Origin of the sequence: Burkholderia sp. SRS-25 (assembly GCF_004343765.1) — a bacterium.
GTDB classification, from domain to species: domain Bacteria; phylum Pseudomonadota; class Gammaproteobacteria; order Burkholderiales; family Burkholderiaceae; genus Burkholderia; species Burkholderia contaminans.
The window spans coordinates 94,227-117,101 of sequence record NZ_PTXM01000001.1; the positions used below are offsets into that span (position 1 = coordinate 94,227).

Below are 22,875 nucleotides of genomic sequence, written 5' to 3' on the forward strand. Positions count from 1 at the left end.
ACGTGGGCACGTAACGCCGGCGAAAAAGGTCTGACGCGGCGACACACGGGTTTCATGGCGGTGGTCGACGCGGGAGATTGCCGGTTGCCCGATTCTCTCGTTGCCGCGCTAGATCAGCTCGGCGACGCGCACGATGACGAGCGCGGCCGGAACGAGCACCGCCTGCGCACACACCGTGCCGAGCACGCGCGCGCCCGCGAGTGTCGTGATGGCCCGCCGAAAGCTGTTCTCCGAGATCCGCCCTTCGATGACGTCGTCGGTCATGACGGAAACCTGCGGGTCGATGACGACCGCCAGCACGACGGTCGCGAAACCGTTGATGACGGACGACAGGTTCGCGCATGTCACTCTCAGCTCGGGCTTCAGGTAGCCCGCGTACAGCGACGCGAATACGCCGACCGTCCAGATCGCCATCGCGGCGACGTTCAACGCAATGACGCGCCACGACACGCCGGTGTTCGCGGTCAGTTGCGTGACGTTCTGGCTCGAAGGCAGTCGTGCGCCGACGCGCAGGTAGTTGATCCCGGCGCGACTGCACGCGTGCAGCAGCAGGCGGGGAATCGAGCGGTTCACCTGGAAGTGTTCGACGGCGCGACTGAAATAGCGCTGGAATGTCGGGATCAGGAACGACCCGACGATGGTCGCCACGGTGGCGGACAGCAGGAACCACCGGAAGTCGGCCAGCAACCCGCTCCCCATCCGGTGCGCGATGTCCATTTCAACGCGTTTCGCGATGAACGGCCCCTGAAAGGAATTGGCCGTTCGGGACACCAGCGCGATGATCCCGAACAACGAAAACGACAACGCGATGCGACGCGTTCGCACACCGGCGATCCGCACGGCATACGCCAGTGTCGCGATCATATGGATGACGAAGGTAAGCCCGCAGATGATCCAAAGCTGACTGTCCATGCTGGTGCCGCGTGCGTGACGGGATCACGAGTGTACCCGAGCACGGCACATCAGCCTGGCGAAGCTGCCTTCGCAAGCGTAACGGTTGGGCGATGAGCGTCAGGCGCTACCGTGCGGTGCCAATCCCCGCGCTTCATCCAGCATCCATGTCGCGAAGGCCTGCAACGGCCCGTCGGCCAGCTCGATCGGTTCGGGCAGCACGAGGCAGAAGTTTTTTGTCACCGTCTTTCCCTCCGGCCACGGGGCGACCAGCCGGCCCTGCTCGAGCTCCTTGTCGATGTACAGGCGCGGCACCAGCGCGACTCCGAGGCCGGCAAGCGCCGCCTCGATCAGCATCGAATGAAGGTCGTAGCGCGCGCCCACCGCCGAATTGGTCAGCGCGATGCCGCACGCCTGCGCATAAGCCTGCCATGCGTCCGGGTTCTGTCGCCGATGAAGACGCGGCAATGCATCCAGCGACGGGTTCGCCCCGGCGCCGGCGAGCAGCGCCGGACTGCAGACGGGCACCAGCACTTCCTCCAGCAGCGGATGCAGATGCATCCCCGCCCAGGCCGGATGCTCGAAATGAATCGCTGCGTCGAAACCGCTTCCGGCCAGCAGGAACGGCTCCATCCGCTCGGCGATATGCACGGTGATGTTCGGATGCCGCGCCTGAAAGTGTTTCAGCCGCGGGATCAGCCAGCGCGTTGCGAAGGTCGGGATGGCGGCGATATCGAGGCTTGCGCCTTCGATCGGCTGCCCCATCAGGTACAGGCTGTCCCGTTCGAGTCGATCCAGAATCTCGCGAACCTGCACCGCATAGCGCGCACCGTTCGGCGCCAGCCGTACCCGGTTGCCGATCCGCTCGAACAGCGTGACACCCAGGAACGCCTCCAGCCTGCCGATCTGACGGCTGACGGCACCCTCGGTCCGTGCCAGCTCCTCGGCGGCTCGGGCAAAGCTGCCGTGTCGGGCAGCGGCTTCAAACGCCTGGAGCGCGGAATTGCTTGGGATCTTGCGGGACATGGGCGTCTCGTTGGTCGAAGTGTGTTCGCCATCAGCTTGAGCAAATGTCACTGAAGGCTGACTTTATTTCGTTTTATGGCGCGGAATGGCGAGCTTAGCATTACGTTACCGCACTGAACATCACACGTCCCCAGATGAATGTGCAGCCTGCCCAAAGGACGATCCCATGATCTACACCGTGGAATGCAGCTTCGCCGACCTCGACAGCGAAGCCGAATGGAACGACTTCTACAGCCTTGAAAAGCTGCCCGCACTGATCTCGGTCACCGGGTTTCACACGTCGCAGCGATTCAAGGCGATCACCGGCGGTTGCCCGGTCTATCTGGCGATCCACACGATCGACAGCCTCGATGTTCTGACCGGCGACGAATATCGCCGCAAAGGCGGCGGCAATTTCGCGAAGTGGCAACGACACATCACCGACTGGCACCGGAATCTCTACAGCAATATCGGCTTCGCGCCGGCCGTAAAGGACGATGAACATCTCGCCGTGAGCGCCGATGGCCCTGATTCGCTGATTCGATTGGGCCTCGAACCGCTGGCCATGCAGGCCGTTGCGCTGGAGAAGTTTCCGGGGCGCCGTTGGCTCGCCGTCGTGCCACGGAATAGCGCGCGGCTTGTCGAGGCGCTGCCGGAAGGTATTCACCTTTACGCACCGATGACGGAGCAGTTGACGAGCACACGCGCCCTTTCGATTGCACAGGAGTAGACCGCGATGCCCAACGTCACTTTCTCGATCGATGCGAAGCGGATGCCGGCTGATGAAAGCCTTGCCGAGCTGTCGCGCGACTGCGTTGAGCTCTGCACGCGGGTGCTCGAGGCTGAACTCAAGAACGTCCACGTCATTTTCCTGGCGGTTCGGCATGGGCATGGACATCCCGTCTTCGCCGACATCCGGTATCGCGTCGGCACGCGTCGCACGCCGGAGGTCATGAACCGGTTCATGGAAGCGCTGGATCAGGCGATCGTTCGCCGCACCGGCCTCACGGCGCGCATTCGGTGTTTCGGTTACACCGCGTCGAACCTTCACGCCCGCAATTAGCCGATTCGGAGCAACACGATGTCCACCCTTACCTTTCCCGTTCAGCAAGTCGGCGACTTCACGATTACCGCGATCAGCGATGGATACCTCACTGCGAGCCTCGACTTCCTGTCGAATATCGATTCGGATGACGCATCAAAAATGCAGCGTGATGCGGGGCAGAACGAGCCGGCGGCCGTTCATATCAATTGCTATGTCGTACGCGGAGCGGGCCGCACCGTGCTCATCGACGGCGGGGCTGGCGGGTTCAAGCAATGGGGCGGCCAACTCCGGACCAACCTGGCGCTTGCCGGTATCGAACCCGCTGCGATCGACACCATCCTGCTTACCCACGCGCATCCCGATCACGTCGGCGGGCTGGTGAATGATGCAGGACAGGCCGCGTTTCCACATGCGGAGCTGGTCGTGCATCAGCGAGAGGTCAAGTTCTGGCAGGACGACGGAAATCTCAGTCGCGCCAGTGAGCGGGCTCGCGGCAACTTCGCGAAGGCGCGTCAGGTATTCGACGCTTATGTCGACAGGCTTCGCATGTTCGAAGACGGACAAGTGCTCCTCGGTATCAGCGCGCTGCCGCTGCCGGGACACACCGATGGACACACCGGATATGTTCTTGAATCCCGCGATCAAGGCCTGCTCGTGTGGGGGGATGTGGTGCATTTTCCGCATATCCAGATTCAGCGGCCGGACGTATCGATCGCGTTCGATCACGATGCGTCGCTGGCGGCCGCTACACGGTCACGCCTTCTCGATCAGGTCAGCGCGGACGGGCTTCTGATCGCCGGCATGCACCTGGGTGAACTCGGGTTCGCACGCATCAAGCGGACGAACGGCGGGTATGGGCTTCTTTACGAGAACGAAGGCTGAAGCCACACGCGTACGGACGTGCGATGCCGCCACCTCACGCCGCAATGCATGAGTCACCCGTCTGATCCAGGTGGCGTTTTTTGAGGGTTATTCGACCTTTGCGCCATCCGCTTCGCGTTCCATACTGCACGTGGAAGATCGAGCAGGGAAACGCACAGACGCCATCGCGTCTTGCACTTTCTGCCCGATCAATCACGACGTGGAAAGGAGCAGAAGATGAGGCTTAAAAACAAGTCAGCGTTAATCACCGGCGGTACCAGTGGCATCGGTCTTGCCACCGCGAAGCGGTTCATCGCGGAAGGCGCTCGCGTCGCAGTGACGGGGCGCGACGAGGCGGCGTTCGAACGCGTGAAGGACGAACTCGGTGGTCATGCGCTCGTTCTCAAGGGCGACGTCCGTTCGATCGAGGACATGCGGTCGATTGCCGCCGAGATCGACGAGAAGTTCGGCGGCCTGGATATCGTGTTCGCGAACGCCGGCTGGGCGTTCCCGTCCGCACTCAACGATATCGACGATGCGCTCTACGACGAGATCATGGACATCAACGTCAAAGGCGTGGTGTTCACGCTTCAGGCGGTGCTCCCGCACTTGCGAGAAGGCGCGTCCGTCATTCTCAACACCTCGTTCGTCGCGCAGACCGGCAAGCACGGCATCTCGTTGACGGCAGCCGCGAAGGCCGCCGTGCGATCGCTTGCCCGCAGTTGGTCCTACGAGTTTCTCGACCGGAAGATCCGCTTCAATGCGATCGCGCCCGGTGCGATCGACACGCCGCTGCTGACCAAGTGGGGCATGCCGGACGAATGGGTTCGCGACCGCAAGGCCGAGTTCGCCGGCGCCATTCCGGTGGGCCGCATGGGCAGCGCCGAGGACATCGCCAACGCCGCGCTCTATCTCGCCAGCGACGAATCCTCGTATGTCGTCGGCACCGAACTGGTCGTCGACGGCGGCGCGTCGCAGCTTTGAGCCTGCGGCGCCCGATTCCAGAGCCCTGCGCGTGATCGCGGCTCATCCACCTTTCTGACCTCACGTCCGCCACGCTTTGAGTCGCGGCGGCTATTTCACTCGGCCCAGTCTGGTAGCGCTCGCAGCGGGGCCGACGTGCAAGGAGAAATGATCTTGACCGACAGTAGCGAAAACAATACTTCCGGACCTCCACTCACCCGAGCCGGTCGTTCGCGCCGCGATGTGCTCAAGTTCGGCGGCATCGCCACGCTCGGCGCCGCCCTCGGTGGCGGAACACTGCTTGGGTACACCCCCCCTGCACTCGCACAGTCCGGCAGCGACGCAGCACTTGCCCCGAATGATCCGCTCGATATCCTGATCGTCAATTACGACGGCGGGACACTTCTCGATTTCGCCGGCCCCAGCGAAGTTTTCCATCGGCTACCGAATACGAACGTTCGCTACGCGAGCCTCAATGGCGGCAACGTGACGCTCGAATTCGGCGTCGTGTACGGCAAGACCGAGCGACTGGCCGATATCGACAAGACAGACGTGCTGCTGGTCCCTGGCGGGTCCGATCTGTCGGCGCCGATGCGCCCCGCGTATCAAGCGCAGATCCGCCGCCTGGCAGAAAGCGCCAGGCACGTGACGTCGGTGTGCAACGGATCGCTCGTGCTGGCCGCAACGGGCATTCTCAATGGAAAGCGAAGCGCCTGCCATTGGGCCTTCGTCAACAAGCTGGCCGAATATGGCGCCATTCCCGTGCCCGATCGCTTCGTCGAAGACGACAACGGCCGGTTCATGAGCGGCGGCGGCGTGACGGCGGGCATCGACTTCGCCCTTCGCGTCGCAGCGAAGCTGCGCGGTCAACAGGCCGCCGAACTCACGCAGCTCGTGATCGAATATGATCCCGCGCCGCCGTTCCACTCCGGCCATCCGAGAGAGGCGCGGCCGGAACTCATCGCGATGGTCGACAAGAAACTGCCCGGTGCATCCAGGGGGCTCGCACGCGTGCCAGGCGTTCGTTGAAACGCTTTCAGGCATTGTGGCCAGCCCATCTACAGACTGCGATGAACACTGCGACCGACATTGCCTGCTTCATCATTTTTTTTGTAGTCCTCTCAATTTAAACCATGCACGGAAATCACTCGATGCAACAGACTCGTATTTTCACTGCTGCTCTTGCAGCCTGCGTTACCTTTTTCGCGTTCGCCGCACCGGCGGTTGCAAGTGGTTCGCAACGCCCGCCCGAAGCGGCCATCAAGGCCGAGAATGCGCGATGGGCGGATGCCTTTGCGCGAGGGGATTACGAGGCGATCGGTCGCCTCTACACCCGCGACGGCACGCTCTTGCCGCCGGGAGGCGACAAGATCAAGGGAAGCAGTGCAATCGTCGGGTACTTCACCAAGGGGTATGCCGGATCAAAGCCCGCCACCGTATCGTTCAGCAATTACGAGTTCTACGGTAACGACCGGGTCGTGACAGAGATGTCGGATGTGGAGGTTCACGACCACGATGGAAAACTCAAATTTCGCGGCAAGCAGACTCTCGTCTTTCTGAACGAGGGCGGCGCGTGGAAGTTGCATCGTGACATGTGGAACGATGACGGCCCGCTGACCACGGATGACCATTGAGCGTCTGGCGAAACGCATAGCGATCTACCCAAAGCGCCGCTGGTCCGTTAGGGATGGTGTTCAGGATTCGTTGCTGCACTGAACCATCAGCATGGAGCTGATGCTGTGCAAGCAGTGCGGCACGTGGCTCGAATGCAGCGCGACGTTCGGTATAAAGAAAGCGCCGATTGCCTGCCCGCGCGGGCGGCTTTTGCACTCAGGCAATGGCCTCGCCCATCAATCGTCCACGCATCATCCAGCGGTTGCTCTGGGCGAACCGCGCATGCAATATCAGGCCGCGATAGCGCACCTTCAGATGCCACCGTGCGCGGCGATGAACATGGCAACGGCCGACCGGGAATAGGATTCGATTTCGTTGTCGTCCACTGCTCTCGCCTCGTCGAAGCGTGCGATCAGCAGGAGATCGGATCCTTTGAAAAGCGCGGCAAACAAGCGGGCGGACCTGGGAGCATCGGGTACGTTCAGAATCGCTTTCGCGTGCAACTGACGCAATACGGCCTCGATTTGGGCGATGACGTGGGCGGGCCCGGCTTCGTAATGGAGCTTGCTTAACGATTTTTGATTCGTCTTGTCGGCCAAGACCATGGCTTCGACACTGCGAACATCGGGACTCAACAGCGTGCGAAGCAGGGATGATCCCACCGCCATGAGCTGATCTTCGACCGAACCGTCGACGCATTCAAAAAGGGCCTGTGGTGCAAACTGATGACAGTGGGCCGCCATGGCCGCGCTGAACAGCGCCTCCTTGTTCTCGAAGTGCCGATAGATGCTCAGCTTGGATATCTTCGCCCGCTGGGCGACCTTGTCCATGGTCGTCGCTTGAAAACCCAATTCCACAAAGAGTTCGCACGCGGCGTCGACTATCGTTTGGCGGAGCGCCTCGTTGGCGGGCCGGCCGCGCCGGCCCTGGCTATTTTCGGTCACGACAATTCCAGTACTTGACAGTATTCAAATTCGCACACTACGATACCACCCAGTATCTTAAATGTGCAAGCCAAGGGTAGCTTTCAACCGGGGCGTCCCGACCAATTTGTCCTGGGCGGTCCGACGATATCGACCAGCCGGTCATTACAGCCACGGGCGATTTTCACGCCAATGCCGAAGCCCTGCTCGCTGACCGTCTCAAGCTGGTATCGCCGGACGATAGTGCCCACCAGGCCCAGCTCCCCTCCATCCAACACCCGGAGCCCCTCACCATGAATGACGTCATCATCATCGGCGGCAGCTTTGCCGGCCTCGCCGCCGCCCTGCAGCTCGGCCGGGCCCGCCGCAAAGTCACGGTTCTCGATACCGGCCGGCCGCGCAACCGCTTTGCCGGTCACTCGCATGGCCTGCTCGGTCATGATCACAAGCCGCCGCTGGACATCCTGGCCGAGGCACGGCAGCAGCTGTCGCGCTATCCAACCATCAGCCTCGTCAATGCCCGGGCAGAGAGCGTGACTGGCGCCATCGACGATTTCTGCGTCGTCACTGACGATCACGAAAGCCTGAGGGCGCGCCGCCTGCTCCTGAGCTATGGCATCGCCGACCAGATGCCTGATGTTCCGGGCTTTGCCGAAAGCTGGGGCACATCCATCGTGCCCTGCCCCTACTGCGACGGCTTTGAAGTCGCCGGCCAGCATTGGGGCCTCGTCTGGTCCAGCCCGCAGTCGTACCAGTCTGCCAGGCTGTTCCGCGATTGGACGGACAAGTTGACTATCTTCACCGATGGTCATGACATTGCGCCCGATATTCAGGCGGATCTGGCGCGCCGAAACATACCTGTCGTAGATGGCCGGATCGTCGAGATCACCCATCACGAGGGCCGTATCGCCACCGTCAATCTCGATAGCCGCCGCAATGTCGCGGTCGACGTCCTGTTCGCCCATCCGCGCAACAAGCCGTCCGCAAGCCTGCATGAATCGCTTGGCCTCGCCACGGTCGATACACCCACCGGCATCGTCCTCGAGGTCGACGAGCGCCGCCAAACCAGCATGCCCGGCATCTACGCCGCCGGCGACCTCGCCACGCCCTTCTTGCCGTCGGTCACCCAGGCGTCATCGCAGGGCGCGATGGCAGGTATTTTCGCCCAGCAGTCGATGCTGGTTTGAGAGCACGGATTCCCTTCTCCGGTTGCATCGTCACCCTCAAAAGGCTGGCGTAGATTGGCGCCGTGAAGGACGGATCGTCGAGTCAAGGAGGTCACATGGCAGAGCAAAGCGCCTATCAGGTCGGTGACTGGAATGGTCAAAGCGGGGAGCGCTGGGTCGCCAACCAGGCCCGGCTCGACGCCATGGTGGCGGTGTTCGGCCAGGCCGCGATAGAAGCCGCCGCGCCCGCGACGGGTGAGCGGGTGCTGGACATCGGCTGCGGCGCGGGTGCGTCGAGTCTGGCTCTGGCAGCCCGCGTCGGCGAGGGGGGCCTAGTGCTGGGCGTGGACATATCCGCACCGCTGATCGACCGAGCGCGCGCGCTTGCGCGACAGGATACGCCGGCCCTGTTCCAGGTGGCCGACGCCAGCAGCGCGGCGCTGCCCGAGGGCGCGTTCGACATCCTGTTCTCGCGTTTCGGGGTGATGTTCTTCGACGATCCGATAGCGGCGTTCGCCCACATGCGACGCGCGCTGCGGCCCGACGGGCGGGTCGCTTTCGTCTGCTGGCGCGGCGCGGCCGAGAATGATTGGGTGCGCCTGCCGATGGGCGCGCTCAAGGGCATCGTCCCGCCAAGCGCGCTGCCCGCTCCCGAAGCGCCCGGCCCATTTTCGTTCGGCGACCGGGGGCGCGTGGCACGCATCCTGACGGCGGCCGGCTTCACCGATATCGCTATCGCGCCCTTCGACGCTTCCGTCCCGTTCGGCGAGGGCGGGACGCGAGACGCTGCGATCGACGACGCGGTGAAGATGACGCTCGAGGTCGGCCCACTGTCGCGTGTGCTCGCCGATCAGTCCGACGACATCCGCGCCCGCGCCTCGGCCGCCGTTCGTGCCGCCTTCGCGGGCCTCCCCGGCGAGCGGTCGGTGATGATCGACGGAGCGGCGTGGATCGTCACGGCACGCAATCCGGCACGCTGAAAGCGATTAACGGAGGAAACGCCCCGCTCTATGGAGCTGTGCGCCTTTGGGCACTCAGACTGACGTCCCTTCTGGTTTGGAAGGCACCATTAGCGAGCCAGGGGCTTTGATGGCAGGGTACAGCGCCGCGCGACACTCGAAATCTTTGGCGCACATGATCAGGAAATCCATTCAAAACCTTTTCCGACCTCGCCAGCTTGGGAAGGACTCCAGAACAGAGCGTTCCACGTCATCAAGCGCCAGTTCGGATATCTGAATGTGTGCTATCGCGGCTTGATGACGAACACGCAGCAAGTGCATACGTTCTTCGCACCGAACAACCCATGGACGGCGCGTGAATGACTGATGGGCGAGGCCATTGCATGAGCGCAAAAGCCGCCCGCGCGGGCCGAACGTCGCACTGCATTCGAGCCGGGTAACACATCGACTGCACCGCATCGGCTCCATGTTGATGGCTCAGTGCGGCAAAACGAATTTTGAACACCATCCTTGGAAGGACTTCGGCCGGGCAGCGCGCAGATCGGCCGGCGGTCGATGGTCGATCAGCGCGCGCCGTTCGATCGGCTCTCGCGTCGAATCGCTTGCGGCGGGTGCCCATGCAGTTTGATGAAGGCCCGCCGCATCCGCTCCGGGTCGGTGAACCCGACAGCCAGCGCAATCTGTTCGATCGGTTCGCTGCCACCCTGCAGGCGCAGCCGCGCCGCTTCGACACGCAAGCGCTCGACCGCCTTCGCAGGCGTTTCTCCGGTTTCCCGGCGAAACGCGCGCCCGAACTGCCGCAAACTCAAGCTTGCGGCCTCGGCGAGCCGCTCGACAGGCAACGCTTCCGCCAGATGTTCCCGCGCAAAATTCAGCGCGATGCGGATGCGATCCGATTCCGGCTCCATCTGCGACATCGCCGAGAATTGGGACTGACCGCCCGGCCGACGATACGGAACCACCAGAAGCCGGGAGACAGCGCGCGCAACCTCCGCACCCATGTCTCGTTCAATCATGCCGAGCGCCAGGTCGATTCCGGACGCGATGCCCGCCGACGTCCAGATGCGGCCCTCCTCGATATAGATACTGTCGCCTTCGACCTTGGCACGCGGAAAGCGCGACTGCAATCGAGCCGCGTATCGCCAGTGCGTCGTCGCTCTCAAGCCGTCCAGCAAGCCGGTTTCCCCAAGCAGAAACGCCCCCGTACACACGCTTGCCACCCGCGCGGCCCGCGCGCCCAGTTTCCTGGCGGCGGCGATGTTCTCCGGTGTCTGCATCGGATCGATGTCACCGCCCACGAAGATGACGGTGTCGAACGTGCGCCTTCCGATCGGCTTCGTGTCGACCGACAGGCCCGTATTGCCCGGAACCGGTCCACCGGGCTGCGAGATGACGTGGAGATCGTAGGGCGCGTGGCCTGCCGCCGTGGCGACCTGGTTGAAGGCCGACAGCGGGCCGCCCAGATCGAGCGCATCGTAGCCACGGCAAACGAAGAATCCGATTCGATGCATGACGAAGTCGTTAACTGAAAATCCCGTAAAGTCGCATTTTACGAGGAACCCTCAAATGACGCCATTCAGCCTGAAATGAGGGAAAAACGTCGTTTACGTCGTGATCGATTGTCCGTATGGCCGCTGAGATCCGAAGCAGGCAACGTGACTTTTTCAGCAGCATCCCCATGTTCCTCGTGGAATCCCGAACGATGTCGTGCAACGTCAACCGTCCGTTGAACGACCTGTCGGCCCGACGCATTCTCCCGTTCGCCGTTCGAGCCAGGCACCCCGTCGCGTTCCGCCTTCAATGCGCGAGTGGCATGCCGGCAGAAATGGTGTTGGGTTGCCCCGCGCTGGCACCCTCGACCACGGGTGCAGGTCAGGCAATCCGTCCTGGCACGCGTCACGCGCGCAGGCTTACGCGGCCTTGGCCAGCTCCGCATCGATGGCGGCGACCAGCTTCGGGTCGTCCGCGGTCGTATCGGGCGAGAAACGCGCGACCACTTCGCCCGTGCGGCTCACGAGAAACTTCTCGAAGTTCCACAGCACCTCGGGCGCCGGATTCGGTTGAATGCCGTAGCCTTCGAGGCGCGCACGGAACGGGCCGTCGCCGGTGGCCTGCGGCTGCGCCTGGGTGAGCGAGCGATAGAGCGGATGCTTGTCCTCGCCGATCACGGAGATTTTCGAGAACAACGGGAACTTCACGCCAAAGGTGCCGGTGCAGAACGACTGGATCTCCGCATCGGTGCCCGGCTCCTGGCCCTTGAAGTTGTTGGCGGGGAACGCCAGCACTTCGAGACCTTCGGCGCGCTTGCCTTCGTAGAGCGCCTCGAGCCCTTCGTATTGCGGCGTCAGCCCGCATTTGGACGCCACGTTCACCACCAGCAGCACTTTGCCTTCGTAGGCGCGCAGGGTCGTCTGCGCGCCGTCGATGGCGCTGACGGGAATATCGTAAATCGTGCTCATGTCTGCATCCTTCAATTGATCAAATGGATTGGCGAACCGCCGGAATCGCGGTGTATCGCGTTCCTTGGAAAACCCTGGACGTCGGACAGTAAAGGCGCGTTGTCGACGCTCGTGATCTGCGCGGAGCAGCGCCCTATCCTACTGCGATCGGTCAACTCCTTGCTTGCAGGCGCGAGCCGCAGGGTCAAACTGACGGCCTCGAAAGACATCAGACACTGTTCGTGCATGGCCAATATCCCTCGCAGAACCGCTGGGCCCTTGTTGGCTACGAGTTGCGACCTAAACGCCCAAAGGCGGCACTCGGCGGCTCACTCAGGTTGCTGAAACCGGGCCGCCACAAACGGGACAAACGATGCGTTTGGCATAGCTGATGAGCGTGAGTCCGCAGCACGTTCCCTCTTGGCTCGGCCCGTGCCCGTCGTCGACAAACTCCCCGGGATATTGAGGCCGCGCGAGCACAAGAAGCGTCCAGGGTGATGATGCAGCGGGCGTCTCATGGAATCGGTGAACCTCCGCGAGCACGAGTTTGGCCGACTGCCATTCCGGACGCGCCACTTTGGCCTCGCGCGCCTCCAACGCCAAAGCGATCACGTCTACCAGTTGCCGCTCCGGCAGCGAGGCCAGTGCATCCACAAGTTCTCGATTTTGTAAAAGACCCATCGAATTTACGATCCAGGTCGTCGGTTTCGAATCTAACGTCGAGGCACGGGTACAGAAAGTCCGGATCGATCGCCGACAGAATGAACGGGGTGCTCGGATGGCTCATGGCAGTTTCCGGTGCGTCAGTTTGACTACATCGACATACGCCAGATCACCTTCGATCGCCGATGTTTTCAAGTTGATCGCAGAAACACTGGACTAGACCACGCATAACCCATCTGGTCGTCTGACGTCAGTACCCAACGAAAGTCAGCCCGCGATCCGGCGCTGCATGAGAAAGAACCCCATGTCGTCGCGCCCCTGCATTGAAATCGGTTTCGGATCGCGATTAAAGCCGAGCATTTCATAAAATGGATAGGCTGATTCACGCGCCGTACACCAGAGCAATAATCCATGCTGTTCGCGGACATAACGAATGGATAGATTGACCAGAAGGCGTCCGAATCCCATACCTCGCACCGACGGATGGACGGCCATGCCGCGAAGGCGCCAGGCTTCAGCATTCAAAACGCCGGCATGTCCTTCTTGACATACCGACGCGACAGCAACAATACCGTCATTATCATGAACGGCAAAGTGCATTGACGTCGGGGCGAGATCTCCGGGTAGAGCGCTCCCTTCCTCATCTCCGGCCATCAGGATTGCGGCTCTGAGTGGATAGGTTTCTTCCGCACGAACGGCGCAGATGGTAAAGCGCACATCTTGTGAAGTCATCTAATTTTCAGCTCGCTTCATGACGAAGATTTTCCTCCGGTTCGCTTTCGGCATACCCACTCGCAAAATTATCAGTTGCCGTGCGTTACCAGTAAGGGTAATTTCCTATCCGTTATCTCTTTTTCAATCATACGCTAACTGCGATCACAGATGACGTTGAAAGTCTCGACAGATGCTGAGCTTGCCTACGACGAGATCCGATCGAGGATCTTTGACGGTCGCCTTGCGCCTGGGCAGAAAGTATCCCATCGAGGCCTGTCGGACGAACTCGGCTTCGGGCAAATGCCTGTGCGCAGCGCATTGCATTTGCTCGAGTCCGAAGGGCTGGTCGTCGTGATCGAAAAGAGCGGGACCTATGTCGCATCGCCGACTACGAGCGATCTGCGCGAAATTTTTGAAATGCGGCTGGCTCTCGAGAGTACGGCTGCATTTCTTGCAGCCAGGTCGGGCGTAACGGCAGACCTCCGCGACGCGGCAGAGAAAATGCAGGATCTGATTGAGCGGGACGTCGCGGACATCATGCTCGAGCAACGCATCGGCTGGGTGTTTCATCAAGCGTTATTTGCTGCAGCAAGGAACGTGCGAATCTCATCGGCGTATGGCCTATTGCGAGCCCAAACCTTGGCGCTGAACGAACTCCCGCGTAGCGACGCCGAAACCGTTCGGCGCGGCACGATCGAGCACCTGCACATCTTTCACGCAATCGAAGCGAACGACGGCGAGCTTGCGCGTCAGCATATGTGGAATCACATCGTTGACGGTACGCCCGCACGGATAAAACTACTAAAGGCGCGGCATGAACACGAAAAATAAGGGACTTTCCCTTCCGATGCAAATGCTTGGCGGGCTTGTCCTGGGCGTCGCTTGCGGCGTATTTGCTCCCGGCTTTGCCGGGAAGCTGGGCTTTCTCAGTGCGATGTTCGGCCACGCGATCAAGATGGTCGTCATGCCGTTGATCTTCCTGTCGGTCACGGTCGGTGTCTTTCGTGCGGGCCGACTGCGCGAACGGCTTGGAAAGGTCGCACTATCCAGTATCGTCTTCTTCGTTTTGATGACTGGCCTGGCCGCGTCGCTCGGCCTGCTGCTCAACTTCGCATTTCGACCGGGTCTCGGGGCGAGCCTCACTCACTCCGGATCGATGCCGGCAGCACTCGCATCCAGCATCGACTGGACGAAATTTCTCGTTGATCTGATCCCCGCGAACATCGTCGCTGCGCTCGCTGCTGGAAATTCTCTCCCGGTACTCGTTTTCGGCGTCATTTTCGGTGCGGCATTGGCGGCTGCCCCCGAGCGTGCCGAGCCCGCGATTGCCGTTTTCGAGGCGCTGCTGTCCGGCCTGTTCAAGATGACCCAGTGGGTGATCGCATGGTCGCCGCTCGCGATCTTCGCCGCGATCGCGCAGCTGTTGTCGGCCAAGGGCTTTGCCGGCGTGCACTCGCTCGTCGAGCTTCTGGGCGTGGCTTATCTCGGCATGGCGATTCTGGCGGTGGTACTCACCCTCGTCATTCGCGTCGCCGGTCAGTCGCCTCTCGCCGTTCTCAGGAAGGTGAAGGAGCCGCTGATCCTTGGTTTCACGACGCGGTCGTCCGAAATTACGTACCCGTTGCACCTGAAGAAACTGGTTGAATTCGGCGTTCCCCACGGCGTGGCGTCCACGATTTTGCCGCTCGCCTATATTTTCAATCGCGACGGCGCGGTCCTCTACACGGCCCTCGCGGTCGGCTATCTGGCTGACGCATATCATCTCGCGTGGTCCTGGCCGCTGGTGATTACGATTTTGATTTTGACGATCATCACCATCGACGGTGCAGCCAATGTGCCCTCCGGAGCGATCGTCGCCATCACCATCGTGCTGACGTCGATCGGGTTGCCGGCCGATGCGGTGCTGCTGCTGTTGGGCGTCGACGCCTTCTTCGACATGGGGAGAACCGCCCTCAACGTCTACGGGAGCACGGCGGCGGCAGCCGTTGCGGTGAGACTTTCCGGTTCGGAGGACAGTATCGCCGCCGAAACCGCGACGCATCAGGCGAGCGTGTGAGTGCCCCGCAAGCGACCGGCGCAGGGCGCTTCACTGTTGCGCCCGCCGATTGCAACGCGCCTGGGCATATCCATTCGAGCATCCAGGAACGGCGAAGAGAACTCGATTGGATGAACGTTCATTTCCATTGATATTCGGTTAGCAGAACGACGGATTTTTTGCAGGAGAAACGGTATGGTTGGTTCAGAGTCCGCAGATTATTTCATGCTGCGCCTAGGCACGCCGCATCCGACATGGGCGTTGACTGATGACAGCAACATGATTGGCATTGGCAATCGTGACGGCGTGGTGAGTGCCCTGTTCGAGCTGGATCGCGACCAAATCGCACGGATCAGAGGATTGGGCCAATCGGTGGAGAGAATCAGGTGTGTGTGCGACCGCGCCGGCCGGGAGCTGCACTTTTATCTCCATGGCAGGCAGGTGTCTCGCGGGGTGTGGGCCGGGGTCGCGTCGGCCGATCCCGACTATCTGCCGACCGCCGCGATGATCGCAACTTGGACAGTGCCGAAGAAGCCCTGCGATGCCTTCCAGTTTTCGAGCGTGAGCGCACGTCTGGTCGCATCCGTCAGCCCAGCCTAAACTGCGATCACAGATTGTTGTGCGAGGTCGAGCCGGATAAGCCCCGCCTTTCGGGGCCGATCGTTCGACATGTTCGTCCGGCTGCACGCGCACGCCGTTCAGTGCCTTTGGTTCTGGCACACTCAACCTCGGATCGCCAGGACCTTTTTGCTGGCCAGTTCACCGGCCAGCGCTTTTCATTCATGGGTAGGTAGTCATCGAGCGACGCCCGTTCATCGCGAGGCTCAATTACGAGACGACGCGGAAGCCCGCAAAAAACATCCCGCCAGCACCGCAGCAGTGCCTGTGCCGCACGCGACGAGATGCAACGTGACGCTCGCCAAGCACCACGCCCGCCCGTTTCAAGACCAAGAACGCCGCTCCCCTCAACCGACCTGCGGCGCTCACCGCATCACCGCCCAAGCCCCCTGCTCGCCCCGAGCACTCCCGGTTCGAACAAAATCCGAAGCATTCAGCGAAACCGTATCGGCCTTTGCCTTTGAACGCGTCTTCCTCGCGACTGCCAGAATCGGCGTCAAATGCTCGTAAAAGCATTCGAGTTGTCGTGCGTCAGACGCCAGTCGCTCAAGTTCGCACGCCTTCTCGAGAATCAATCGAGCAATATGAAAACGCTGAAGGCCGTGGCCGACCCGAACCTGAAACACGACGCCATCGCTGCTATGCGGCACCCCTGCCCACACAAGCGAACTGCGATCCATAAAGCCTCCGGAAAAACCCAATCGTCACACCAATATGCCAGCCATCTCCGACATTGCATATTTGTATTTCAAAATTGTGGCGTTTCACACATCGGCATTTTCGTAAAACTCGAATATTGCGCCGCAGCAAAAGTGTCCGTAGACTGGGTTCGCGCGTCCGATGTAGTTGCCCCGCAGTCGTCCCACGACGGGAGAGCACGCGATGACGACTTCTTCACCAGCACTGAACCAGGCACCCCCTGCGCTCCACGTGTTCCAGCAAGATGGCGGCTGGCACTGGGGCATCACGGTTCCTCGCTCCGCGGGATCCGGCTTCAAACTGATCGCATTCAGTACCGACATCTTTTCCACGGAAGATACTGCCCAACGCGACGGCGATCGGGCGTTGGCCTCCATCGTCGCCACTGACGTGCATTGAATCTGGCGGATCGAGCAATTGCGCCTTCCTTGAATTTTCACAGCCAACTGCAATACTCCTAGCACCCTTCGTTGCGAGACCGCTTACCGCGCACGATGACGGACTTCGCCACTTGCCTGAGGTACCCGATCGTCGGTGACGATCCCGGCCAGCCGGTCGCTACGTGCGGCCTCGGTTGCGGTACGTTGCAATCAACTTCCCGGCGAATGTCATACGAGAAAGATGCGGCACGGAGGCGACTGCCCCCGGCGCAATCGCGCATCGTGCTCGAAAGCAATCGAGAGACGACCATTGCCGCGGTCAATCGACAGACGTTGCCGAAACGCAGCCGGCAGCCCCCGCTCGACCAGTCAGACTTCTCAACCGAGGCCTGCTTGCGGGCCGGCATGCCGATAGCAGGCAGGAGGCGTTCATGAACATCCGGATCTTGATGCCCTGCACCCTGGCTCTTGTCGCCTTCAACGTTCATGCGGCAGATATCACCGGCGCGGGCAGCACTTTCGCAGCGCCGATTTATGCAAAGTGGGCAGATGCGTACAAGAAGGCGGGCGGCGGCAAGGTCAACTATCAAGGCATCGGCTCGTCGGGCGGCCTGAAGCAAATCAACGCGAAAACGGTCGACTTTGCCGGTTCGGACGCTCCGCTGAAGGATGACGAGCTCGCGAAGGCCGGCCTGTTCCAGTTCCCGACGGTAGTCGGCGGCGTGGTGCCGGTCGTCAACGTGCCGGGCGTGAAGGCCGGCGAACTGACCCTGTCGGGCCCGGTGCTGGGTGACATCTACCTCGGCAAGATCAAGAAGTGGAACGACCCGGCGATCGCCGCGCTGAACCCGAAGGTCAAGCTGCCGGACACGGACATCGCCGTGGTTCGCCGTGCTGACGGCTCGGGCACGAGCTTCATCTGGACGAACTACCTGTCGAAGGTCAACGGCGAATGGAAGTCGAAGATCGGCGAAGGTACGACGGTCAACTGGCCGACGGGCACGGGCGGCAAGGGCAATGACGGCGTGGCAGCGTTCGTGCAGCGCCTGCCGGGCGCGATCGGCTACGTCGAATGGGCGTACGCGAAGAAGAACAACATGGTCTACACCGCGCTGAAGAACTCGACGGGCACGGTGGTCGAGCCGAAGACGGAAACGTTCAAGGCCGCTGCTGCCGGCGCGAACTGGTCGAAGTCGTTCTACCAGATCCTGACGAACCAGCCGGGCAAGGAAGCATGGCCGGTCGTCGGCGCGACGTTCGTGCTGCTGCATGCAACGCAAGAGAAGCCGGCACAAGGTGCGGAAACGCTGAAGTTCTTCGACTGGGCGTTCCACAACGGCAACCAGGCCGCCACGGAGTTGGACTACATCTCGCTTCCCGAATCGGTGGTGTCCGAAATCCGCACGCAATGGAAAGCGAAAATCAAGGATGCGTCCGGTAAACCGATTGCAAACTGAGGAGCCCGGACGAGATGCGCAATCGTCCGCATTCGCCGCGCAGCGCAGGAGGGCGCCCCGTTGATGAGCTTAAGGAAGGTCCATCACGACCGCCGATCGACACACACCGCGATGGCGAGCGCGGCCTGATTGAAGCATGGGACGGACGCACTGCCGACCACGATGCAATCAGCGGACAATTTGAACCATGAGCGAAGAAGTGATTCACCGCGCCGACGCGTTCCTGAAAGGCTGACGCACATGCGTTGCGAAGCCTGCACGAACATGCGCATGATGTCCGATCCCGTCGCACATCGCGGACTGGTGGAATTGCACAAGCCAACGAAATTGCGGCCGCTAGGTCGGCCGGCAATCGTCGTGCGACGGTATCGCTGCCGCCGTTGCACGACGAACTGGCTGGTGGAGTCCGATCCGTTGCGGACCGGCGCCACCGAATGGCTCTGCCTGAACGAGTCATCGAACATTCTCGCCCCCTCTTCCACGGGGCAGCCGAACGATGTAGCAACCGGGCACCTGGGAGAAGCCTGTGTCGGGAACCCGACGTTACCGCTTAACCCGGCTCATTGCGACGGAGGCAGCGCCATCTTTTTGCGCGCTACGGCAGGTAAGGCGTGATGTTCGACAACGCACGAGAAACATACTCCTCCTTCTCCCCGACCGGCGCCACATAGTGCAGTGCGCTCCGTGCGGCTTCCTCGCCCTCCAGACGCGCAATGATCCATGCGGCCAGATACTGCGACGCAAAGCAGCCACCTGCCGTTGCGACATTGCCTCGTGCGAAGAATGGCTGAGTGAGGACTTCGACGCCCGCCTCGACGACCCAGGGTTTGGTCGTGAGGTCCGTGCACGCCGGGATGTCGTCGAGAAGGCCAAGCTTTGCCAGAACCAGCGTGCCCGAACATTGGGCACCAATCAGTTGCCGGGTCGGATCGAGATTCAGTTGCTCCATCAGCGTCGCGTCGTTGACGACATCCCGGGTTTGAATACCGCTCCCGACGATGACGGCATCCGCCGCGCGTGCGTCCGCCAACGTCGACTGCGCCTGCACGGTCACACCGTTCATCGATGTGACGAAATGCTCCGGGCATGACAGCGTCACCCGCCAGTCGGGCTTCTTGATTCGATTGAGTACACCCAGCGCGATGAGGGAATCGAGTTCGTTGAAACCCTGGAAGGTCAGAATTGCGATGTGCATGGGGTGCCCTGGCTGAGGTCGGTCGATGCATATTGCCAGATCGGTGCGATGTACGGATTCACGTTGGCGAAAACCTGACGGTTGCTCTCCAGCGCCCCACCCAGCACGACCTGCGCCCCCAATGGCGAGCAACGATCAGAGATCTCCGCGCACTTCACCGGTTCCCAGCGCGTTCCGCTGCCGGTTGACTTCCGCCCAAAGCTCATCGCTGTCGTCATCGCGCAGCACGACCATCCAGTCCAGTTGATCGTCGGTCACGTCGAAGTATTCCAGGATTTCCCGTCGAGCCGCGTCGATGAACTGCGCGTATTCCGGGGTTGCCTGAGCCTGCGCGTGCAACGCGTCGTATTCGGCATCGTCCGCGCCGCCGCCGTGCTCGTCGATATAGCGCGAGATCCACTGGTCCCGTTCGCGGTCGTAGTCGGCCTCGGCGCGCATCGCCTGCAAAGCCGTATAGAAATCCAGTTGGGCAAACGCGGCGATCGCCGCCGTTGTCGCCTCGTCGAATGGTGTCGTCATTCCATCTCTCATGTCGTTCAACGCACATCATCGCACGGGCCGCACCCGGGCAAGCGCCTCAATTCCGGACCGCACGCACATGCCATAATTCGCCCGTTCCCGAGCTACCGGATACATCGTGTCATACGCGAAATGATTTTGATCAGATCACTTGCCGCCTGTCTGTTGATGGCTGGATGTCTTGCTGCAGCACACGCCGAGACGTATCCACCCGAAGTATCGAGAAGCATCGACAAGCTTCAGTCCCAATGTGCCCGCAAGTCCAACGATCCGAAGGCGCCAGCCTGCATCGAATACAAGGCCACGTTGGCGCGCACCATTCCCGCCGACGTCCAGGCATTGATGCATCAGGAAGAAGTCGCCAATGACAAATGCCGGAACGGCCCGGCACCCAAATTATTGCCTGACGGGCAATATGCACCGGGAAGCGCCTGCGCACAACGCGAACAACTGATGAAGACCCTTCACCAGCACAACTGGTGCTGGGGCCATACGGACATGGATAGCTATCTTCCCGGTTGGGTGATCTGCCATCCCGGTGAATGGCAGTAAGGCCGCACCAATAGCAGGACAGAATTCCGCACGGCCGAGGAGCGGGTCGCAGGTCCCAGTCTTCACCGGCGAAGCTCGCACCCGTTGTTGCCGCAGCAAGCAGTCGAACAGGTTTCCCGACGATCCGTCCAGTCTCTCGATCTGCCTTTGCAGCGCGAATCCTCGCCGCCGTCCTGGCATCAGCAACGGGCGCTCGTCCCGGCGGACTTCCCTGGACCTCCCGTTTCAGCCGGAAACGGTGGTTCTGAAACTTGCGTCGACGAATCGCAATTGGCTGCAGATTCGACCCGACGACGCCACACGCTCGAGGTTGCCCTCAGCCGCCAAACCGCCAGCCAAATTCAATGGCTGGCGAGCGGCATCCCCACGCATCAGGACGGACGTTTCCCGCGGGCGCCAGCGGGTTTGCCAGCCGGCTTGCGCGCGCCCGCCGCCGGCTTGCCGGCAGATTTGCCACGCGGCTTCTGCACGCTGAACGGGCTGCCGATGGTGTAGTCCGGTCCGTTACCGGCCGGCTTCGCGTGCGGCGCCGCAGCCTTGCGCTTGTTCTCGCCGCCTTGCGGACGCGGCTTCTTACCCGCCACCGGCATGGCCGCCGACGCAGCTTGCGGCACTTTCGGCTTCTTCGGCTTTTTGGGTTTCTTGATGATCTGGCCCGTCGCGCTGGTTTCCGGCACGCGGTGTTCGGCCTCGAATCCCGGCTCTTCTTCGCGGCGCAGCGTTTGCTTGATCAGCGCTTCGATCGCGGCCAGTTGCGGCGCTTCATCCGCACACACCAGGGACACCGCCACGCCACTGGCGCCCGCGCGGCCGGTACGGCCGATGCGGTGCACATAGTCTTGCGCCACGATCGGCAGGTCGACGTTGATCACCAGCGGCAGGTCGTCGATATCCAGCCCGCGCGCCGCCACATCGGTGGCCACCAGCATCTGGACTTCGCCCGTCTTGAAGCGCTCCAGTGCACGCAGGCGCGCCGGTTGCGGCTTGTCGCCGTGGATGGTGTCGACGGCATAGCCCGCTTCGTCCAGCATCGCCGCCAGGTAATCCACGCCGTTGCGCGTCTTGACGAATACCAGCGCATGCTCCCACTTGTTCTCGGCCACGAGGTGCATGAAAAGATCGGGCTTGTTCCGCTTGTCCACCGTCACCACCCACTGCTTGATCTTGCTGGCCGTGGCATTGGGCGGGCTGACGCTGATGTTGACCGGGCTGCGCAGAATGGTCGCCGCCATCGCGCGGATATCGTCGGTAAACGTGGCCGAGAACAGCAGCGTCTGGCGCTGCGCGGGCAGCGCGGCAAAAACGGCGTTGAGTTCGCGTGCAAAGCCGAGATCCAGCATGCGGTCGGCTTCGTCCAGCACCAGCGTCTGCACCTGATCGAACTGCACCGCGTTCTGGCGATTGAGGTCCAGCAAACGGCCCGGCGTGGCCACGAGCACATCCACGCCCTTGCGCAACTTCATCATCTGCGGATTGATGCTCACACCGCCGTAAGCGGCCAGAAACCGCAAATCGAGGCCCTTGCCGTAGGCGATGAAGCTTTGCAGCACCTGTTCAGCCAGTTCACGCGTGGGCACCAGCACCAGCACACGTGCGCGGTTGCTGGACACCGCCGGGCCGTGTTTCACCAGCCGTTGCAGCAGCGGCAGCGCAAAACCCGCCGTCTTGCCCGTGCCGGTCTGGGCGCCCGCCATCACGTCCTTGCCATCGAGCACGGCAGGAATCGCCTTGGCCTGCACCGGCGTGGGGGCCTGGTAATTGAGGTCCTGCAGGTTACGCAGCAAGGGATCGATCAGGCCGAGCGAGGCAAAAGACATGGACGTATTCCGGACTAAAACCGCAATTCTAGCGGTTGCCGGGCGAATCAAGGCCCACTGCGCGTGGCTGGACGGCGCCGGCGGGGAGCGGCACGACCGACCGGAAGCAGCCACGGGCTGGCGCAAAGCAGGCAAGCCAGCACCTTTTTCAGCACGAATGCCTTCCTTGCCGCGTCTCAGCCCCTTTATCAGCCCATCACTTCATGGCGGATGGTTCACGCCACGAGATGAGGAAACGGTATGTGTCGCGCGTCACCGCGTTCGCAACGAAGGAAGTGAAGCTTGCGCCGCTCGACGGTGCTCGATGACGAAAGCCAGGTGATAAGCTCGATGCCGGCGCGCGGTCGCACATCGACGCGCG

General features: G+C 61.7%; 25 protein-coding genes and 2 pseudogenes. 15 read left to right on the forward strand and 12 right to left on the reverse strand.

Annotation, left to right across the window (positions count from 1 at the left end; all coding sequences use genetic code 11):
• Positions 1-108 precede the first annotated feature (108 nt).
• The gene (locus C5O79_RS00450) at positions 109-912 is read right to left on the reverse strand and encodes a lipid II flippase Amj family protein (protein WP_039355440.1); all 804 of its coding nucleotides are present in this window, start codon (positions 910-912) and stop codon (positions 109-111) included.
• Positions 913-1,011: 99 nt separating this feature from the next.
• Positions 1,012-1,917: a LysR substrate-binding domain-containing protein gene (locus C5O79_RS00455; RefSeq protein ID WP_122477970.1), complete on the reverse strand. Its 906-nt coding sequence runs from the start codon at positions 1,915-1,917 to the stop codon at positions 1,012-1,014.
• A 166-nt stretch (positions 1,918-2,083) separates the two neighbouring features.
• Here C5O79_RS00455 and C5O79_RS00460 point away from each other — a divergent pair, with 166 nt between their 5' ends.
• From C5O79_RS00460 to C5O79_RS00485, 6 genes are all read left to right on the forward strand, one after another.
• On the forward strand, positions 2,084-2,626 hold the full coding sequence (locus C5O79_RS00460; protein WP_047853260.1) for a hypothetical protein: 543 nt from the start codon (positions 2,084-2,086) through the stop codon (positions 2,624-2,626).
• A 6-nt stretch (positions 2,627-2,632) separates the two neighbouring features.
• Entirely contained in the window at positions 2,633-2,959 is a 327-nt protein-coding gene (locus tag C5O79_RS00465) for a hypothetical protein (protein WP_122477971.1), read from the forward strand.
• 18 nt (positions 2,960-2,977) lie between these two features.
• On the forward strand, positions 2,978-3,823 hold the full coding sequence (locus C5O79_RS00470; RefSeq protein ID WP_122477976.1) for an MBL fold metallo-hydrolase: 846 nt from the start codon (positions 2,978-2,980) through the stop codon (positions 3,821-3,823).
• A 216-nt stretch (positions 3,824-4,039) separates the two neighbouring features.
• A complete protein-coding gene (locus C5O79_RS00475) occupies positions 4,040-4,786 on the forward strand; it encodes a glucose 1-dehydrogenase (RefSeq protein WP_122477978.1) in 747 nt (248 codons plus the stop codon).
• Positions 4,787-4,939: 153 nt separating this feature from the next.
• Positions 4,940-5,794 (forward strand): DJ-1/PfpI family protein, encoded by an 855-nt coding sequence (locus tag C5O79_RS00480; RefSeq protein WP_122478982.1) that lies wholly within the window; start codon positions 4,940-4,942, stop codon positions 5,792-5,794.
• Between the two features lie 122 nt (positions 5,795-5,916).
• Positions 5,917-6,399, forward strand: coding sequence for a DUF4440 domain-containing protein (locus C5O79_RS00485; RefSeq protein ID WP_122477980.1), 483 nt, complete (start codon positions 5,917-5,919; stop codon positions 6,397-6,399).
• Between the two features lie 196 nt (positions 6,400-6,595).
• Here the strand turns inward: C5O79_RS00485 and C5O79_RS00490 are convergent.
• Positions 6,596-6,697: pseudogene (locus C5O79_RS00490) on the reverse strand (IS5/IS1182 family transposase); the annotation flags it as partial.
• A complete protein-coding gene (locus C5O79_RS00495; protein ID WP_047853256.1) occupies positions 6,691-7,323 on the reverse strand; it encodes a TetR/AcrR family transcriptional regulator in 633 nt (210 codons plus the stop codon). The gene C5O79_RS00495 and the pseudogene C5O79_RS00490, both read right to left, overlap by 7 nt.
• Positions 7,324-7,595: 272 nt before the next feature.
• On the opposite strand from C5O79_RS00495, the gene C5O79_RS00500 reads away from it, so the two are divergent.
• The 3 genes and pseudogenes from C5O79_RS00500 to C5O79_RS38425 all read left to right on the forward strand — a co-directional run.
• On the forward strand, positions 7,596-8,489 hold the full coding sequence (locus C5O79_RS00500) for an NAD(P)/FAD-dependent oxidoreductase (RefSeq protein WP_047853255.1): 894 nt from the start codon (positions 7,596-7,598) through the stop codon (positions 8,487-8,489).
• Positions 8,490-8,584: 95 nt separating this feature from the next.
• A complete protein-coding gene (locus C5O79_RS00505; RefSeq protein ID WP_122477983.1) occupies positions 8,585-9,448 on the forward strand; it encodes a class I SAM-dependent methyltransferase in 864 nt (287 codons plus the stop codon).
• A 222-nt stretch (positions 9,449-9,670) separates the two neighbouring features.
• Positions 9,671-9,790 (forward strand): annotated as a pseudogene (locus tag C5O79_RS38425) (IS5/IS1182 family transposase); the annotation flags it as partial.
• 200 nt (positions 9,791-9,990) lie between these two features.
• On the opposite strand, the gene C5O79_RS00510 reads toward C5O79_RS38425, so the two are convergent.
• The 4 genes from C5O79_RS00510 to C5O79_RS00525 all read right to left on the reverse strand — a co-directional run bounded on the left by C5O79_RS00510 (position 9,991) and on the right by C5O79_RS00525 (position 13,260).
• The gene (locus tag C5O79_RS00510) at positions 9,991-10,938 is read right to left on the reverse strand and encodes a GlxA family transcriptional regulator (RefSeq protein WP_122477985.1); all 948 of its coding nucleotides are present in this window, start codon (positions 10,936-10,938) and stop codon (positions 9,991-9,993) included.
• Between the two features lie 399 nt (positions 10,939-11,337).
• The gene (locus tag C5O79_RS00515; RefSeq protein WP_122477988.1) at positions 11,338-11,886 is read right to left on the reverse strand and encodes a glutathione peroxidase; all 549 of its coding nucleotides are present in this window, start codon (positions 11,884-11,886) and stop codon (positions 11,338-11,340) included.
• Between the two features lie 312 nt (positions 11,887-12,198).
• Positions 12,199-12,546 (reverse strand): hypothetical protein, encoded by a 348-nt coding sequence (locus C5O79_RS00520; protein WP_124492898.1) that lies wholly within the window; start codon positions 12,544-12,546, stop codon positions 12,199-12,201.
• Positions 12,547-12,795: 249 nt separating this feature from the next.
• Positions 12,796-13,260 carry a GNAT family N-acetyltransferase gene (locus C5O79_RS00525; protein ID WP_122477993.1) on the reverse strand — a complete coding sequence of 155 codons (465 nt, stop codon included), beginning with the start codon at positions 13,258-13,260 and terminating at the stop codon, positions 12,796-12,798.
• Between the two features lie 150 nt (positions 13,261-13,410).
• Here C5O79_RS00525 and C5O79_RS00530 point away from each other — a divergent pair, with 150 nt between their 5' ends.
• From C5O79_RS00530 to C5O79_RS00540, 3 genes are all read left to right on the forward strand, one after another.
• Positions 13,411-14,073, forward strand: a complete 663-nt coding sequence (locus C5O79_RS00530) for a GntR family transcriptional regulator (protein WP_046547009.1) — start codon at positions 13,411-13,413, stop codon at positions 14,071-14,073.
• Entirely contained in the window at positions 14,057-15,298 is a 1,242-nt protein-coding gene (locus tag C5O79_RS00535; protein ID WP_046547010.1) for a dicarboxylate/amino acid:cation symporter, read from the forward strand. Before C5O79_RS00530 ends, C5O79_RS00535 begins: the two co-directional genes overlap by 17 nt.
• Positions 15,299-15,472: 174 nt before the next feature.
• The gene (locus tag C5O79_RS00540) at positions 15,473-15,877 is read left to right on the forward strand and encodes a hypothetical protein (protein ID WP_046547011.1); all 405 of its coding nucleotides are present in this window, start codon (positions 15,473-15,475) and stop codon (positions 15,875-15,877) included.
• A gap of 383 nt (positions 15,878-16,260) precedes the next feature.
• Here C5O79_RS00540 and C5O79_RS00545 read toward each other — a convergent pair whose 3' ends face one another.
• The gene (locus C5O79_RS00545; protein ID WP_081421338.1) at positions 16,261-16,575 is read right to left on the reverse strand and encodes a hypothetical protein; all 315 of its coding nucleotides are present in this window, start codon (positions 16,573-16,575) and stop codon (positions 16,261-16,263) included.
• A 202-nt stretch (positions 16,576-16,777) separates the two neighbouring features.
• Between C5O79_RS00545 and C5O79_RS00550 the strand changes: the two genes are divergently transcribed.
• Both C5O79_RS00550 and pstS read left to right on the forward strand, forming a co-directional pair.
• Entirely contained in the window at positions 16,778-16,993 is a 216-nt protein-coding gene (locus C5O79_RS00550; RefSeq protein ID WP_046547012.1) for a hypothetical protein, read from the forward strand.
• 412 nt (positions 16,994-17,405) lie between these two features.
• Positions 17,406-18,431, forward strand: a complete 1,026-nt coding sequence (gene pstS, locus C5O79_RS00555; RefSeq protein WP_122477999.1) for a phosphate ABC transporter substrate-binding protein PstS — start codon at positions 17,406-17,408, stop codon at positions 18,429-18,431.
• Positions 18,432-19,026: 595 nt separating this feature from the next.
• On the opposite strand, the gene C5O79_RS00560 is transcribed toward pstS, so the two are convergent.
• Both C5O79_RS00560 and C5O79_RS00565 read right to left on the reverse strand, forming a co-directional pair.
• The gene (locus tag C5O79_RS00560) at positions 19,027-19,626 is read right to left on the reverse strand and encodes a DJ-1/PfpI family protein (RefSeq protein WP_122478001.1); all 600 of its coding nucleotides are present in this window, start codon (positions 19,624-19,626) and stop codon (positions 19,027-19,029) included.
• A 135-nt stretch (positions 19,627-19,761) separates the two neighbouring features.
• Complete coding sequence (locus C5O79_RS00565) at positions 19,762-20,145, reverse strand: hypothetical protein (RefSeq protein WP_046547015.1); 384 nt, start codon at positions 20,143-20,145, stop codon at positions 19,762-19,764.
• Positions 20,146-20,277: 132 nt separating this feature from the next.
• Between C5O79_RS00565 and C5O79_RS00570 the strand changes: the two genes are divergently transcribed.
• Positions 20,278-20,697 (forward strand): hypothetical protein, encoded by a 420-nt coding sequence (locus tag C5O79_RS00570; protein ID WP_081421337.1) that lies wholly within the window; start codon positions 20,278-20,280, stop codon positions 20,695-20,697.
• A 371-nt stretch (positions 20,698-21,068) separates the two neighbouring features.
• Here C5O79_RS00570 and C5O79_RS00575 read toward each other — a convergent pair whose 3' ends face one another.
• Positions 21,069-22,514 (reverse strand): DEAD/DEAH box helicase, encoded by a 1,446-nt coding sequence (locus tag C5O79_RS00575; RefSeq protein WP_174242171.1) that lies wholly within the window; start codon positions 22,512-22,514, stop codon positions 21,069-21,071.
• Between the last annotated feature and the right edge of the window lie 361 nt (positions 22,515-22,875).

Excerpts from the sequence above, each read along its gene's own strand:
- C5O79_RS00450 (WP_039355440.1), bottom strand. The coding sequence starts at position 912 with ATGGACAGTCAGCTTTGGATCATCTGCGGGCTTACCTTCGTCATCCAT.
- C5O79_RS00455 (WP_122477970.1), bottom strand. The coding sequence starts at position 1,917 with ATGTCCCGCAAGATCCCAAGCAATTCCGCGCTCCAGGCGTTTGAAGCC.
- C5O79_RS00460 (WP_047853260.1), top strand. The coding sequence starts at position 2,084 with ATGATCTACACCGTGGAATGCAGCTTCGCCGACCTCGACAGCGAAGCC.
- C5O79_RS00465 (WP_122477971.1), top strand. The coding sequence starts at position 2,633 with ATGCCCAACGTCACTTTCTCGATCGATGCGAAGCGGATGCCGGCTGAT.
- C5O79_RS00470 (WP_122477976.1), top strand. The coding sequence starts at position 2,978 with ATGTCCACCCTTACCTTTCCCGTTCAGCAAGTCGGCGACTTCACGATT.
- C5O79_RS00475 (WP_122477978.1), top strand. The coding sequence starts at position 4,040 with ATGAGGCTTAAAAACAAGTCAGCGTTAATCACCGGCGGTACCAGTGGC.
- C5O79_RS00485 (WP_122477980.1), top strand. The coding sequence starts at position 5,917 with ATGCAACAGACTCGTATTTTCACTGCTGCTCTTGCAGCCTGCGTTACC.
- C5O79_RS00500 (WP_047853255.1), top strand. The coding sequence starts at position 7,596 with ATGAATGACGTCATCATCATCGGCGGCAGCTTTGCCGGCCTCGCCGCC.
- C5O79_RS00505 (WP_122477983.1), top strand. The coding sequence starts at position 8,585 with ATGGCAGAGCAAAGCGCCTATCAGGTCGGTGACTGGAATGGTCAAAGC.
- C5O79_RS00510 (WP_122477985.1), bottom strand. The coding sequence starts at position 10,938 with ATGCATCGAATCGGATTCTTCGTTTGCCGTGGCTACGATGCGCTCGAT.
- C5O79_RS00515 (WP_122477988.1), bottom strand. The coding sequence starts at position 11,886 with ATGAGCACGATTTACGATATTCCCGTCAGCGCCATCGACGGCGCGCAG.
- C5O79_RS00520 (WP_124492898.1), bottom strand. The coding sequence starts at position 12,546 with ATGGGTCTTTTACAAAATCGAGAACTTGTGGATGCACTGGCCTCGCTG.
- C5O79_RS00525 (WP_122477993.1), bottom strand. The coding sequence starts at position 13,260 with ATGACTTCACAAGATGTGCGCTTTACCATCTGCGCCGTTCGTGCGGAA.
- C5O79_RS00530 (WP_046547009.1), top strand. The coding sequence starts at position 13,411 with ATGACGTTGAAAGTCTCGACAGATGCTGAGCTTGCCTACGACGAGATC.
- C5O79_RS00535 (WP_046547010.1), top strand. The coding sequence starts at position 14,057 with ATGAACACGAAAAATAAGGGACTTTCCCTTCCGATGCAAATGCTTGGC.
- C5O79_RS00540 (WP_046547011.1), top strand. The coding sequence starts at position 15,473 with ATGGTTGGTTCAGAGTCCGCAGATTATTTCATGCTGCGCCTAGGCACG.
- C5O79_RS00545 (WP_081421338.1), bottom strand. The coding sequence starts at position 16,575 with ATGGATCGCAGTTCGCTTGTGTGGGCAGGGGTGCCGCATAGCAGCGAT.
- C5O79_RS00550 (WP_046547012.1), top strand. The coding sequence starts at position 16,778 with ATGACGACTTCTTCACCAGCACTGAACCAGGCACCCCCTGCGCTCCAC.
- pstS (WP_122477999.1), top strand. The coding sequence starts at position 17,406 with ATGAACATCCGGATCTTGATGCCCTGCACCCTGGCTCTTGTCGCCTTC.
- C5O79_RS00560 (WP_122478001.1), bottom strand. The coding sequence starts at position 19,626 with ATGCACATCGCAATTCTGACCTTCCAGGGTTTCAACGAACTCGATTCC.
- C5O79_RS00565 (WP_046547015.1), bottom strand. The coding sequence starts at position 20,145 with ATGACGACACCATTCGACGAGGCGACAACGGCGGCGATCGCCGCGTTT.
- C5O79_RS00570 (WP_081421337.1), top strand. The coding sequence starts at position 20,278 with ATGATTTTGATCAGATCACTTGCCGCCTGTCTGTTGATGGCTGGATGT.
- C5O79_RS00575 (WP_174242171.1), bottom strand. The coding sequence starts at position 22,514 with ATGTCTTTTGCCTCGCTCGGCCTGATCGATCCCTTGCTGCGTAACCTG.